Origin of the sequence: Vibrio sp. Scap24, assembly GCF_013394185.1 — a bacterium.
Lineage (GTDB): Bacteria > Pseudomonadota > Gammaproteobacteria > Enterobacterales > Vibrionaceae > Vibrio > Vibrio pomeroyi.
The window spans coordinates 629,742-643,063 of the sequence record NZ_CP041333.1 but is presented as its reverse complement, the minus strand read 5'-3'; the positions used below and the strand labels follow the sequence as shown (position 1 = coordinate 643,063).

Annotated in this window: 12 protein-coding genes; 3 read left to right on the top strand and 9 right to left on the bottom strand. The window is 43.6% G+C overall.

The features are described from left to right. Positions 1–62: 62 nt before the first annotated feature. Together FLM53_RS18485 and FLM53_RS18480 are read right to left on the bottom strand one after the other, a co-directional pair. On the bottom strand, positions 63–1,319 hold the full coding sequence (locus FLM53_RS18485) for a peptidoglycan DD-metalloendopeptidase family protein (protein WP_176679916.1): 1,257 nt from the start codon (positions 1,317–1,319) through the stop codon (positions 63–65). 144 nt (positions 1,320–1,463) lie between these two features. Further along, positions 1,464–2,303 carry a tetratricopeptide repeat protein gene (locus tag FLM53_RS18480; protein ID WP_176679917.1) on the bottom strand — a complete coding sequence of 280 codons (840 nt, stop codon included), beginning with the start codon at positions 2,301–2,303 and terminating at the stop codon, positions 1,464–1,466. 276 nt (positions 2,304–2,579) lie between these two features. On the opposite strand from FLM53_RS18480, the gene FLM53_RS18475 reads away from it, so the two are divergent. Next, a complete protein-coding gene (locus FLM53_RS18475) occupies positions 2,580–3,095 on the top strand; it encodes a cytochrome b (RefSeq protein WP_176679918.1) in 516 nt (171 codons plus the stop codon). A 100-nt stretch (positions 3,096–3,195) separates the two neighbouring features. Here the strand turns inward: FLM53_RS18475 and FLM53_RS18470 are convergent, their stop codons facing one another. The 7 genes from FLM53_RS18470 to FLM53_RS18440 form a co-directional block, all read right to left on the bottom strand. Then, entirely contained in the window at positions 3,196–3,630 is a 435-nt protein-coding gene (locus FLM53_RS18470; protein ID WP_176679919.1) for a hypothetical protein, read from the bottom strand. A gap of 127 nt (positions 3,631–3,757) precedes the next feature. Beyond that, entirely contained in the window at positions 3,758–4,024 is a 267-nt protein-coding gene (locus FLM53_RS18465) for a hypothetical protein (RefSeq protein ID WP_017059525.1), read from the bottom strand. Positions 4,025–4,259: 235 nt separating this feature from the next. Beyond that, on the bottom strand, positions 4,260–6,044 hold the full coding sequence (locus FLM53_RS18460) for an ABC transporter ATP-binding protein (RefSeq protein WP_176679920.1): 1,785 nt from the start codon (positions 6,042–6,044) through the stop codon (positions 4,260–4,262). Beyond that, positions 6,038–7,801, bottom strand: a complete 1,764-nt coding sequence (locus FLM53_RS18455; RefSeq protein WP_176679921.1) for an ABC transporter ATP-binding protein — start codon at positions 7,799–7,801, stop codon at positions 6,038–6,040. Before FLM53_RS18455 ends, FLM53_RS18460 begins: the two co-directional genes overlap by 7 nt. A gap of 288 nt (positions 7,802–8,089) precedes the next feature. Then, positions 8,090–8,608, bottom strand: coding sequence for a hypothetical protein (locus tag FLM53_RS18450; RefSeq protein WP_176679922.1), 519 nt, complete (start codon positions 8,606–8,608; stop codon positions 8,090–8,092). Positions 8,609–8,621: 13 nt separating this feature from the next. After that, positions 8,622–10,730: an LruC domain-containing protein gene (locus tag FLM53_RS18445; RefSeq protein WP_176679923.1), complete on the bottom strand. Its 2,109-nt coding sequence runs from the start codon at positions 10,728–10,730 to the stop codon at positions 8,622–8,624. A 556-nt stretch (positions 10,731–11,286) separates the two neighbouring features. Then, positions 11,287–11,805 (bottom strand): NUDIX hydrolase, encoded by a 519-nt coding sequence (locus FLM53_RS18440; protein ID WP_176679924.1) that lies wholly within the window; start codon positions 11,803–11,805, stop codon positions 11,287–11,289. 369 nt (positions 11,806–12,174) lie between these two features. On the opposite strand from FLM53_RS18440, the gene FLM53_RS18435 reads away from it, so the two are divergent. Beyond that, positions 12,175–12,429, top strand: a complete 255-nt coding sequence (locus FLM53_RS18435) for a DUF333 domain-containing protein (RefSeq protein ID WP_017105223.1) — start codon at positions 12,175–12,177, stop codon at positions 12,427–12,429. Positions 12,430–12,641: 212 nt separating this feature from the next. Beyond that, on the top strand, positions 12,642–13,319 hold the full coding sequence (locus FLM53_RS18430; RefSeq protein WP_176679925.1) for a hypothetical protein: 678 nt from the start codon (positions 12,642–12,644) through the stop codon (positions 13,317–13,319). Positions 13,320–13,322 lie beyond the last annotated feature (3 nt).

Below are 13,322 nucleotides of genomic sequence, written 5' to 3'. Positions count from 1 at the left end.
TAGCTAAATCACTAGCTAAGGGGCGTTATTGTATTCGGTGGACAACTTAGGCTTGAATATCTTTAACTTGCACGATCTGCTTGCTCAGAAATCATGTCATCAAACGATGCCATTCGAGCCAAAAACTCTTTCCTATCTTTAGGCATAATCGAGCTTGCCATCGGTAAGTTAGCCTTCATCGCATCGACAGCTCGACCACGAACCAAGACTTCAAAGTGCAAATGAGGACCGGTGATACGGCCAGTTGCACCCGATAATGCGATTTTCTGACCTCGCTTAATTTGCTGACCTTTCTTAACGAGGAAGCGGCTCAAGTGAAGATAACGTGTCGTGTATACGCTGTTATGTTCAATCACCAAATATTTCCCGGCATAAGGGTGGTCACGAAGCGCTACAACACGGCCATCACCCGTTGAGTATACGGGTGCGCCCACAGGCGTCGCAAAGTCAGTACCATTGTGCGGCGAGATTCGCCCTGTCACTGGGTGTCTTCGTTTAGGGTTAAACGATGAGGTAATTCTTCGGAACTTTCTGTCTACAGGGTATCTATCGAACGCTTGCTCTAGGCTATTACCCTCTCTGTCGTAGAAGAGGCCATCAGGTGCCAAAAACGCCGCCACTTCTCGGTTTCTCAATTGAATAGAGATGCCTTGAATTTCTGTTTTGCCCGTTAAGTGATCATTCGTGTACTGCTCTTTAACCAGTACATTGAAGTTATCACCTGCTCTTAGCTCACGAGCAAAGTTAACTTTATCTTTCAACGTGCGAGTAATATTGGCTATCTGAGCTGTCGTAAGCCCTGCTTTGTATGCAGATGTTGAAAAGCTACCATGCACACTGCCCGCATAGAGTTTTTCCTTCCATTCACCCGGTATCTCATGGAACTGATAGCTGAAGCTTCCATCATCATTTCGAGTAAAGGCAGCCTGCTCAACCAGACTTTCGTGGAAGATCAATTCAACAAGCTGTTTAGAATTACCATCGACAAGCAGCTCTAAGTGGTCACCAGGTTTTATTGTATCGAGTTTCAAAGATTCAAGATCGGCTTCCATGACCTTATGAACTGTTTCATAAGGCAGATTCCACGACTCAAATATATTACTGAGGGTATCCCCAACCTTCACAAAGTAGTGAATTTTGATCATTGGGTTCGAATTGGTTTGTGGGGGCGCCTGTTCCTCACCGTCCGTGTTCAGTTCTTGATAAGGCGTGACTTTTATTACAATTTCTTTTTCTGGTTCAGGATGAAAAGAGAGTAAAGCGGCAAGTGAAAATGCACTGATAGCAACAACAATCAGGCTAATACGGAGGTACTTCATAAATACTTAACGGTTATAACAAGGAACTTAGAAAGTGTTATAACATAACAATCAGCTCAACAAAACAAACGAAATGTAAGAAACCGTTCCGTATAAAGCATAAAAGTATGGTGGGCTTAAGAAACCCACCATATCATAAAACATTTATTCTTCGCGAAGCGCCTCAAAGCGCTCTAGGCCACGTAACATCTCAAAGTCAGGTTCATCGGCTAATAGCTCTCGCATTGAACCACTGGCTTCGATAGAGCGCTCTAAGTCGTCTATCGCCTGACCTTCAGCACCTAGCCTTGCATATGCACAAGCTCGTTGATACAAAGCGTGGGCGTTCTGATCATCCACTTCTAACACACGGTTACATAAGCTCATCGCCCAGTGGTATTCCTGCATGTCCATGGCCGCATCAGCTTTGTATGTAAGCGCTTCCAAGTCACCCGGGCGAACTTTTAAAATCTCATCGTAGATTTCAATTTTTTGTTCTGCGGTTTGAGCATTTTGAGCTCTCAACCACAAGTTGTGGATCTCATTGATGATTTCGATTTCTCGGTTGTTCTCTGAAATGATTCTGGTTTTACGCTTAAGGTCCCTCTCTAGAACATTAAACTTCTTCTCATAGTCTTGGGCGATGTCGTTGAGTCGTCGATCTGCCATCTCTTTAGTGGTGTGTTTCAACTCTTTGAGTGATTGCCAACCCACCAAGGCAATAAGAGAAGCAACACCAGCAATGATGTAGAAGAAATACGTCACGGTAACATTAGCGTAGTTCAGCGATTTATCCGCTACAGCCAATTCACGATCGGTCATCTGAATGGTAAGACGCCTTTCAAGATCCTGCTGTTCCATTCGCAGTTGCTTCAATTCATCCAAGATATAGCGTTCCATCAGCGGTCTATCCAAATACTCCTGTTCAGAGTACTTATCCTCTTCGCTTGCAAAACTCATCGAGCTGAACACCGAGATAACTGCAATCAATAAGATCCGAAGCATTATACATTCCTTATATATTTACCTTTAAGCTAACTGTATCTCGTAATAGGCATACAAGCTAGGAAGTCGACAAGTTTGCTTTGTCCGTATTGGAAGTAACACTCTAAAACATCATTGATAATTATAAAACACCTGAAGCAACATCATTAATTTCTAAATTATCAAAATACCGAGTAATACTGTTCTATATAATTAATTCGCGATGCGAATATAGCGAATTTTGATTTACTGCATCGAGTTGAATCTTATATTAATAACGATCAGAGCGAGGTTAATTTGAATAATCCACGATACGATTTGGCAAGCCGTGTACTGCACTGGGTAATGGCTTCCGTCATCATCTATGCAACCGTTGCTGGGTATGTGATGCACTATGTCACCAATCATCCAGAGCTGTTTTCTTTCCTATCGATACTCAATATGTCATTGGCGACAATTGCGACGCCATTGCTCGTGGTCCGTTATATCTGGAGTCACTTTCGGTCTTCGCCAACTATGCCTATCTCGATACCAGAAGGACAGAAGTGCATTGCTAAACTTGCACACTCTTTGATGTACTTAGTCATGTTCATGGTGTTCAGTACCGGTTATTTGATGCTAAAAGAGCCTTATTTGTTATTTTGGCTAACCACCGTCGACAATCTAATTACCGATCCTGCAATCAACGGTTTCTTTTTCTATTTACACCGTGCCAGTTGTATTGCCCTAGCCTGTTTAATTGTTCTTCATATTAGCGCAGCACTGAAACACCACTTTGTCTCTAAGAACTATGTATTGAAGATGATGCTCTAGCTTTAAATCCTCTCATTAACGCTTAATTCTTAACGCTCGAGTTTCCTACACACAAAAAAAGCCATAGCTCGGTTGCTATGGCTTTCTTCTTTCAATTTGATTACTTGCTGTGAGTATCTATCATCACTTGCCAATATTCGCATTTAGCTAAGAACTCTTTTAAATAAAGCTCTGGGTTAGCTAGCTTCTCACCGCCTTTCACATCAGCGCCAGTCACTCGCCAAAAGCCACGAGTCACAAGATTTCTGTGGTAGATAAAGTCGTTAAGTTCATTTGTTTTTAACGGAAGCTGTTCACCAAAGGTTTGTTCGTACAAGCTCAACGTAGCAACTTGATCACTTGGTTTCTCTCTTAGAAAGGTATCCAAGTCTAAATCCAGTGGCTGCTGCGCTTCTTTCGGTAACGCTTTAGCCAATTTAGAGATAACACTGAAAAGAGCCAACTCAACTTTTTGAGACGCTAATAACGATGCACCTAAAAGCGCATGTTCATTGGAAATGTGTTGCTCTGTTGATGAAATGGTTGCTGTTGTCACTGTGTTAACCTCAAATAATCATAACGGGTGTTACTGAACTGGATAGAGTCTTTAATTAAGCTGAATCTTGCAGCTAAGCAGAGTCTTTCAACTAAGCAGAATCTTTCAACTAAGCAGAATCTTTCAACTAAGCAGAATCTTTTAGCAGAACGCGGTCAGCATCAATGATGGTGAAGCCTGATGCGTCTTCATTCTTTTCGACTTGCACTAAACCTTTAAAACCAATTTGCGACAGTTTCTTCGCAAGCTGATCTGGTGCGGTTTCGAACACAACGTTCATAAAAGGCAAAGACTCAGCATCAACAAAACCATGCTCGTTAAACAGCTCCATTGCTTGAGATAAATGGTCTGAGTCGGTTAATTCAATAATTTCTACAACTTCTTCCAACAACATTTTCGATTCCATATTCGCCAGAAAGTGACTGACACAAGCAGGTTCTTCTTGCTTGCATACATCCCGATGCCCGTAGACACCCCTTTAGTAGTAGGGAGATCATAACATATTAATAATCGTAAAATATGTTTTATTTTCCCTAAGCTACTGGGAATACTAGAAAAGAATAGAAATTGGTGAAACATAAGTAACACCAATCCATAGTATCGATAACGGTAGACCTGACTTGAGGTGATCAGGCAACCGTTACTTGAGAGTCGCTTGTTTCCATAATTGACTCCTTCAACAAGCCGGCATAAATGCCATTGTGTGCGACCAACTGTTGGTGATTGCCTTGCTCAACAATTTCACCCTTTTCCAACACCAGAATAGTATCAGAGTGGCGAACAGTGCTTAGGCGGTGGGCAATGGCAATCACGGTTTTTTCCTTGAACAGACGCTGCATGGCTTTTTGAATCAAGTCTTCAGTGATGGAATCTACTGAACTGGTTGCCTCATCAAGCATCATCAGTTGTCCACCTTGTGCGACCGCTCGTGCAAAGGAGATAAGCTGCGTTTGCCCTACCGATAAGTTGGCTCCGTTCTTCTCTAGACGGAAATCATAGCCTTGTGGCAATTGCTCGATAAACTTATCCGCATAAACATAACGCGCAGCTTGCTCAACCTCAGTTCTTGACAGGTGTTCCTTACCCAGCGCGATATTGAACTGAATCGTCTCTTCAAATAAATGCACATCCTGCATCATCATCGAGAACAAGTGAGCAGAGTCTTCACTTGAGATCTGCGACAGTTCTAGACCATTAAGCAGAATACTGCCTTCATAGTCTTGATAGGTTTTAGATATCAAACGCAGAATCGTCGACTTACCCGAGCCAGTCGAACCCACAAGCGCGATTTGATGCCCTTTCTCCAATACAAACGAGACATTCTTTAGAACGTACGGAGCGTCGTCTTTGTAGCGAAAGCTCACGTTCTTAAACTCAAGGCTCACAAACTGTTCGAGCTGTTTTTCAACCTTGTTAGATGGCAGTAAGTTGCGACCTTCTTCTTCCGTCGGCTCAACAAACAGCTCTTCGATGTGGTCAAACGCAGCAAATGAGCTCTGAATCGAAGCAATCAGCGAGGTGAAGTCGCGAATCGGTACAAATACCTTTTCTAACGTGTTGATGAACGCAATCAGCACACCCAAGGTGAGTGCCCCTTCGATCACTTGTCCAGAACCGTACCAAATCATGATCGCGATAGTGATTGAGGTAATGCCAGAGATAAACGAAAACAGAATCGCATCGTATTTATTGATCTTTTTCTGTGCTTTCAAAAACTCATCTGTATAGCCTTGGTAACGCTGCTCGACTTGTTCTTCCGCTCGGTACATCTGTACCGTTTTCATGCCGAACAAAACTTCTTGTAGAAAGCCAATACCGCGTGCAAGTGAAGAACGCGTGACTTTATACAAAGCACGAAGTCGGTTTCGCACGTACACCGTTAAGTACATCACAGGCGGCATGATGATCAATACAATCAACGTCAGCTGCCAATCAATGAAGAACATCATCACCAACAAAGCAATGGTGTTAATACTGTCTTTCACTAAACCGACAACTGATTGAACAAAGGTCTCACCGATGGTCTCTAAATCACTCGTCAGGCGCGAAAGCGTGACACCTATTGGTGTATTGTCAAAATAGCTACGCGGCAGTTTAAGCACGCGAGCAAACAACACAGAGCGCATGTCAGTTATCGTGTATTGACCTGTTTTACGCAGGTTATACGAATAGGTGGTATCCACCACGTAGCTTGCCACCAGCACGGCAACCAAGTAGAAAACGTACTCGAGCAGACCATCCATATCACCATGACTTAGATGGACGTCGATCACTTGAATGATCAACCAAGGAAACAATAAGCTCGTGATGACCGACAGCGGAAGCATCGCAATACCCAGAATGGCAGAGCCTTTGTATTTCTTAGCAAACTGAAAGAAATGCTTTAGATACTTGAGATCAACACCCTTTAACATGCTGCGGCCTCCGTTTCATTCTGCTGTAGCTGCCATGTCTCATAGTAGTAAGGACAAGTTTTGAGTAGCGTGGCATGGTCGCCCTTGGCAATCACCTTACCTTCATTCAACACAATAATTTCATCCATATATTCAAGGGCATTAACGCGGTGTGACACCACCAGAACCGACTGATTTTCCAATCGTTTAAACAAGCCTTCTAAGATCTGTCTTTCGGTTTCATAATCGACCGCAGACAATACATTATCCATGATGATTAAGTCGGTTGGCTGCAACAAAGCACGTGCAATACTGAGACGCTGCTTCTGACCACCAGACAGCATGATGCCCTTCTCTCCAACCAAGGTTTGGTCGCCATGTTCAAAGCGAGTCACATCACTGGCTAATTGGCTGAGCTCTAATACTTCATCAACCTGACTCTTGGCCAAATCGGTATCCAAGCTACCGAAGCGGATATTATCTTCGACAGTCGCTGAGAACAGGTAAGGGTCTTGAGTCACGGTTTTCACATAACGACGTAAATCACTGCGTGAGAAACTCGTGACATCTTTTTCACCAAGGAAAACGGAACCTTCAGGCACATCTAAATGATGATTCAAACAGTTCACTAATGTCGTTTTACCCGCTCCGATTCCGCCTAGTACACCCACTTTCTTACCCGCAGGAATATCAAAGCTGATGTCATCAAGGATCAAGCGTTCTTCACCCGCGTAACTAAAGCTAAGATTACGAACAGAGAACGTTTTTCCCTTCAGCGATTCAACATCTAACTCAGAGAGCTTTTCTTCATCTAGCTCTGGTACTTTGGCGTTAAGAATGGTTTGCGCGCTCTGAATTCCGACCATGCCACGCTGATAAATCGTCGCGATTCGACCAAGTTGCATCAACGGCATTGCAAGCAAAACCGAGTAAGTTAAGAAAGCGGTTATCTCTCCTAATGTGAGCTCCTGCCTCATCAACATGAAACCACCCAGACCAAGAATAATAATTTTCATCAGGTCATTGGCGTAATCAAGCACCGGCATGAAGAAGACTTGAATACGAGTGATCTTAAGACGGCATTCAAGCAACAGTTGATTGAGCTTTTCGGTTTCTGCTTTCACCCAAGGTGACATCTGCTGGCTCTTGATCAGATCAATCCCTGATAGGTAACTCATCAACTGAGCAGACAGGTTTTGCAGGCGCTTCATGTGTTCTAAGTGCAGTGTTTTCATGCGCTTGAAGCCCACTCGGAAAATCACAAAAGCGATTGAAATAGGAATAATCGAATAAAGCGTTAATTCTGGTGAGATACGCCACATGTAAAGAGGCGTCAGAGACAAGGCAAGCAACGCATTGAAGAACTGCAAAAAGCCCACGCCGAACATCAAACGGATCCCGCTAAGGTCATTATTGATGATTGAGATTAAACGACCTGAAGCGAAGCGTTCATGGAAGCTGCTTGGTAAGCGATTCAGCTTTTGTAGCAGTGTACTTTTGAGAGCTGCCTCTGTGATTCGCCCAGGGTTCAACGCATAGATCCGCGACAGGATCCGCACGACAACCATAGCGACCGACATGCCCACCACAATCCAAACATAGGTTTGAAGCTGTTGGTGACCTGTTGAAGAGGCATCATCAATCAAATCTATCGCCAATTGAATATAACGAGGGATCTCTACTTGTAACCAGTTAACGAGAAAAATGAACACAATCGCCAACAAATAAGAGGTGCGATTCATGCGCAAGTAATGGGCAATAAACTGTCTTTTAGTCATAGTATTCTTTGTTTAGGGCAGGCACACAGCGATGTGATGGTGTTATCCGGCAAGATGGAACATCGCAGAGGTAAAGATACATCAAAAACACATAGTTGACAATGTCAACCATGTTTAATTGTTCGATATCGGTGTTATATTTTAGCGCCACAAGAAACAACTTTGCCGCCCTAATGGCGGCAAAGTATCTTAAGTACACTAAATGGGGAGCTTTAAACCAAACTCAATACCACAACAACAAAAATCGGATATTGCTTCAGCCTTCAAGCCCCTAATTTCACTAGGCGGTTAGAGAATCACATCGACCTGTCCGTTTTCGACATCAATTGAGCGTTTCACTTCGCTGCCCATCGCCGATGGGTACCATACTTCAACCCAAACTTTTTCAACATGGTTAGGTAGAAGTAATGTTGTAGAGAAGTCGATATCTTCATTGATTGGTACTCTCAACACTTGTGATGTGTAGTCGACAACATCACCATTGAACTGGGTATACAGGCTCATAAAACCTCGTGAGCTTTGCGAGCTTGCCACATCAACGGTCACTTTAACTTCTCTTTCGGTGGAGAAATCAAAACCTTCGGGTATCACGAGCTCGACCGATTTCAATGCTTGCTGTGCGGATGCAACGCTTGATGTCACTGCGGTACTGCCTCCCGATGGAGTGTTTACTGAAGAAGAGCCGCTACCCGGTGGTGTCACTGCACTTGGCGTTGAGGTGGTTGAACCGCCACCACCGCCTCCTCCGCCACAAGCCGTAAGGAAGACAACAGTCACGCTACTTAGCATTAGTTTAGTTAGTTTCATAAATCCTCCTTAATTAATCTTCAGTAGACCAAGTTTTGTCAGAGTTAGGGTTCTGGTACCAGGTAGGTTTTGAAGCCCCTCCTGACGTCGCCCATTCTGCAAAATCAGGGTACGCTTCACTTATATCAATGTACTCTGCTGGATGGTTCCACGGAGATGAAATTAAGATCCCCCACGGCATATTTTGAGTAGTTCGGTAGTACTTATCGGTAGATGGGTCAGAGTCATCTTGTGCGATACCATAGAAATCACTCACTAACGTACCACGTGTCGTTGGAGGGAAGTCTGCTGTGTGGATCTCTAAGTCTTTACCCGGAGAACCAGAGAAGCTAGAACCGTGATACAAACCCTCTCCCGGACCAAAGATGAACGGGTCAAAACCACTCAATGGCATCAGTGAACTCGCGCTTGGTTGGTTATCCGCATTAAAAGGTAGAGAAATACTGAACGTCATTTGATCAGATTCTAGAGAAGGACTACAAGACGGATTCGTACGGTGGAACATACACTCGACGTTAATCGGTAAATCATTTCGTAGATTCAATGAAGCAACGACAACAAGATCTCCACCTGGTGACGCTACGTCTTTATCTTCCCCTGTAAACGGAGAGATATTAAAGCGAGTCACACCATTTCTTTGTACTCTCGCAGTTTGCAGATCGATATCTGATTCATCGAAGCCACTCAGTTTCCAACCTAAGCCGTTACCATAAGAGGCACCGTAAGCCATGATCGTACCTGTGATGTCCATTCGAAGCACAGCATCGTCTTTACTTAAAATAGTGGTGCGGTAATAAACCACAACATCATTTAAATCAAAGTCACCCACTTCTGGCCAGTTATCTTCAAACGCTGCGGTGTAGTAATTGGAGTGCTGGATAGTTGTGCCAGGGTCGGTAACATTGAACACGTAATCCTCGACTTCCCCGTCACCCACATATCCATCGCTAGGAATATTAGGGCTGCTCGCTAAACGGAATCGAGTTTGTACAACACCAACGACGGCGTCATCACCAACACGAATAGGAACGACTTGGCTTCCGTCGACAACAGAGTAATTTTTCAGTATTTGCTCGTCATCACCGAAAGTCCCGTCCATATCCCAGTCGGCCCAAGCTTGTAGGTAACCACTACCGACTACGTTGACATTAATTAAACTATCTAAACCAATTTCAAGGTTCGACAACAAGGTAATACCGTCATCATCATTCCCGCCAATATCTAAATCATCGCCGTTTGATGAAGCACCCGGTTGACCATCCGTATCAGCGTCAATACTCGCACCTAAATAAAGCGTGGATGAAATCGCATGCTCTGCACCGTTGCTTGCTTGCAATGTTCCGTAGCTATCAGGCGCATCACCAAAATCAGATTCGTCTGAGCTTTCAATCGGTGTGGTGAAGCCCGATAAGTCCCAGTTACCATCAAATGCTGAGAAAATTGGATTAGGGAAAGAACTGCCACTGGTCGTGACGGTTTCGAACTGAAGTGTCACGATAGAGGTGTTTTTAAACGTGAATTTCACTGCGCCCGAAGTGTCTGTCTCGTCAAAGTTGGTTCCAGGGCCACTGAACAGAACAGATGTGCCATCGGCGCTCTCTTCCGCCGTCAAACTTGCACCAGCTGAACCAGTTTGATAACTGAAGAAGCCTTCGCTTTTGAATACTCGTACTTGCTCTGACTGAACGGGCTCCCCATCAATGTCATAACCGATCATGTCAAATTCAGGAAGCGTATAGGGTTCAGAAAAGGTACCCGACAAACCATCGGTTCCATCATAAAACTCGAATGTATAGATGAGGCCAGCCGCCCCTGCGGAATTTGTTTGATAAAGAAACCCGATGTCTCCATCTGGTTGCCCTGAACCCACTTTGTAGTCGGGGGTATGGAACAAGAACGTAGCATCACCGAACACTCGACTACTCACTTTAGCGTCCACCGTTTTTCCGTTGTGCGTACCGACGTTTAAAAAGTGAATGACAGCGCCATCGTAAGAAGGCCCAGCCCAAGTATCCATGTTGGTTGATTCAATATGGTTTGAAAAGTCTAAATCCACGGTAGTCGCGTAGATGGGAGCACTGACTACCGCTGTAATAAGGGAAATAACCTGCTTGTATTTCATAGTAAACCTCTACTTCATCTTCGCGTGAGCGAATTCCTTGATAAGTATGTGAACTCTGAACGACGGTTAAATAATGGTTTCCATTTTTCCCAAGCGATGAATCTGGCCCAAGTCGTGGAATGTTATTTTTATGCCGATAAAGCGAGCTGCTTTGTACAACGAAGCAAGAGGGAAGCCAAGTTTGTAACTCTTCAAAATTAAATATAACACCATGAATAAATTGATTTATTTCCTCAAGTTTGAATTTATAGAATTTTAAACTTGAGGGTTATTCAAAATAGGAATCAATTTGATGGAATGTTTGTCAACTTGAAGATCAATAAGTTACTGAGGTGATTGACCACAGAAAGCAACACAAACAATGATAGATATAAGCATTGTTAGTAAGGAGAACATAATCACTAGCAAGTGGGATGAGATGAATTTGGAAAGGCTATTGTGGCAACTAAGATTAAGTAACCCTAGAAATAAAAAGCCGCCTAAAAGTATTCCACTTTTAGGCGGCTTTTGCTGATCTATTTAATACAACCGATGATACTGAAAGATAGTACAGCGATTAAAGCATCTCTTTGGCTATGAGATGAAGTAAGAAGGTTTCACGCTCAATACTCATGCCCTTTTTAGGACTTTCAGCCATCGTTTTTTCATTATGAGCGATCGCTTCATGGATGTTCATCCACACCGGCTTCATTCCGTTTTTGACTTCGTAATCTTCGTAAGCCGTTTCACCAAGCTCACGGTCGATCTTGCATGAGTAGCAGTAGGAGATCATATGCATCATATCTACGTCGTCTTTATACCAAGGACGAAATTCTTCAAAGATACCGAACGGCTTGATGCTGTGAATGTTCTTCGCGCCCGTCTCTTCTTCCAGTTCACGAACCATACCTGCAATAACATCTTCACCTTCATCTAAACCGCCACCAGGAATGGTGTAGTCGTGATAACGCTCTGTATAAAGCATCAGAATGTCTTCGCCATCTAACACAATCGCACGGGCTGCGTTGCGCTTATATACCGTTTTATTGTCTAGATGGTCGATATCAGGGTGAATAGTGGTTTTTAGGTGTCTCATGATTGTGAATGCTCTACGGAATTTGGCGGCATCATATCATAATCATCAATAGATTCGAGGTGCACAATCGCCTTCAAGAACGCTTTCCTACTTGGCCTCCCTGTTGTTAACGCATCGCCACCGAGTACAGTAAACCTCAAACGAGCACGCGTCACACAAGGAAGCTCAACTTATAGCTTGGCTCTAGTTAGCTTGATCTAGCACTCAAAAATTGGCGAAACCTAACGAAATATAAAACTATTTCAATATCTTGACCAAATTAGGACAACCTTTTCTGAAATCTAAAATATACTCATTTCATAGAGCTTCTAATTGGGTTCTGTAGAACTTAACGCATTTATTTATAGAGTTATCACGTAGGAGATAAACATGAAGAAAATTGGTTTGATGGCTGTATTTGCCGTTGTGTTAGGCGGTTGTGCAAACGACTATGCAGAATATAGCGAAGGCCAACGTGTTTCAGTCGCTAACCCAGCCGCGGTTTATTGTGTTCAACAGGACGGTGAATTAGATACGGTGACTGAAAACAATCAACGCACCACTTACTGTGTATTCGATGACGGCGAGCGCATTGAACAGTGGGAGTACTACCGCAATAACCACGAGCAAGAAGCTGAAAAGTAATCACTTCGAATAAGAGTTTCTAACCTCACCGCTGTAAGACCCCGCCCCTAAAATTCTATGACGTTACGTAAACTGCCTGCCTTAAGGCAGCGGTTTACCGTATATACACACCAATTGAACAGTGTTTTATTGCTGACATTTCCATGACATTGTGGGGATGTTCGAGACGATAGAATGCCAGCCTGTTACAAAATATTACAAGCCGTATTGATATGAAAAGCCAATCTAAAACCAAAGAACAAACTCATATGTCACTTGAGATCCCAGAGTTCACGCTGTCGCAATCAACTTCTCAAGTTATCTACAAACGATGCCAGACAGCGTTAGTCGTATTGGCGATCAGTATTGTCGCGAACCTTGCACTTCGAATTGACTTTGTATTGTTGAATGGCAATGTTGGTGAGATCTCAGTGACTGAGATGCTCCAGCAGTTACTGCTTGTCGTGACTTCTGGTTCTTTCATTTATCTCGCAAGAGAGAGAAGCGAAGTTAAACATGCAGCCCTTCTCATCAGTGCCTTCTTTGCTGTGATGTTTATCCGTGAGATGGACTTTTGGTTTGACAAAATTGTACATGGCTCATGGGTTGTGCCTGCGCTTTTAGTTGCTGGTAGCGCGATTTTTTATGCTGTAAAGAACGGTAAGCGCACGATTGATCAACTGGCGCTGATCCTAGCATCTCCGCACATGAACCTTTTGGTTACCGGTGTCATGCTGCTCTTGGTATTTTCTCGCCTATTTGGCATGGGCAGTTTTTGGCACAATGTCATGGGTGATGATTATGTTCGCGTGGTTAAAAATATTGCCGAAGAAGGTACTGAGCTTCTGGCCTATTGTTTGATCGCTTTTGCTAGTTTAAAAACGGTTCATGGCATCACGAGAAAGAAGTAAACG

Bases quoted from the DNA above. Each gene is read 5' to 3' on its own strand.
- FLM53_RS18480 (WP_176679917.1), bottom strand. From the start codon at position 2,303: ATGCTTCGGATCTTATTGATTGCAGTTATCTCGGTGTTCAGCTCGATG.
- FLM53_RS18430 (WP_176679925.1), top strand. From the start codon at position 12,642: ATGAAAAGCCAATCTAAAACCAAAGAACAAACTCATATGTCACTTGAG.
- FLM53_RS18465 (WP_017059525.1), bottom strand. From the start codon at position 4,024: ATGTTGTTGGAAGAAGTTGTAGAAATTATTGAATTAACCGACTCAGAC.
- FLM53_RS18440 (WP_176679924.1), bottom strand. From the start codon at position 11,805: ATGAGACACCTAAAAACCACTATTCACCCTGATATCGACCATCTAGAC.
- FLM53_RS18485 (WP_176679916.1), bottom strand. From the start codon at position 1,319: ATGAAGTACCTCCGTATTAGCCTGATTGTTGTTGCTATCAGTGCATTT.
- FLM53_RS18455 (WP_176679921.1), bottom strand. From the start codon at position 7,801: ATGACTAAAAGACAGTTTATTGCCCATTACTTGCGCATGAATCGCACC.
- FLM53_RS18460 (WP_176679920.1), bottom strand. From the start codon at position 6,044: ATGTTAAAGGGTGTTGATCTCAAGTATCTAAAGCATTTCTTTCAGTTT.
- FLM53_RS18445 (WP_176679923.1), bottom strand. From the start codon at position 10,730: ATGAAATACAAGCAGGTTATTTCCCTTATTACAGCGGTAGTCAGTGCT.
- FLM53_RS18435 (WP_017105223.1), top strand. From the start codon at position 12,175: ATGAAGAAAATTGGTTTGATGGCTGTATTTGCCGTTGTGTTAGGCGGT.
- FLM53_RS18450 (WP_176679922.1), bottom strand. From the start codon at position 8,608: ATGAAACTAACTAAACTAATGCTAAGTAGCGTGACTGTTGTCTTCCTT.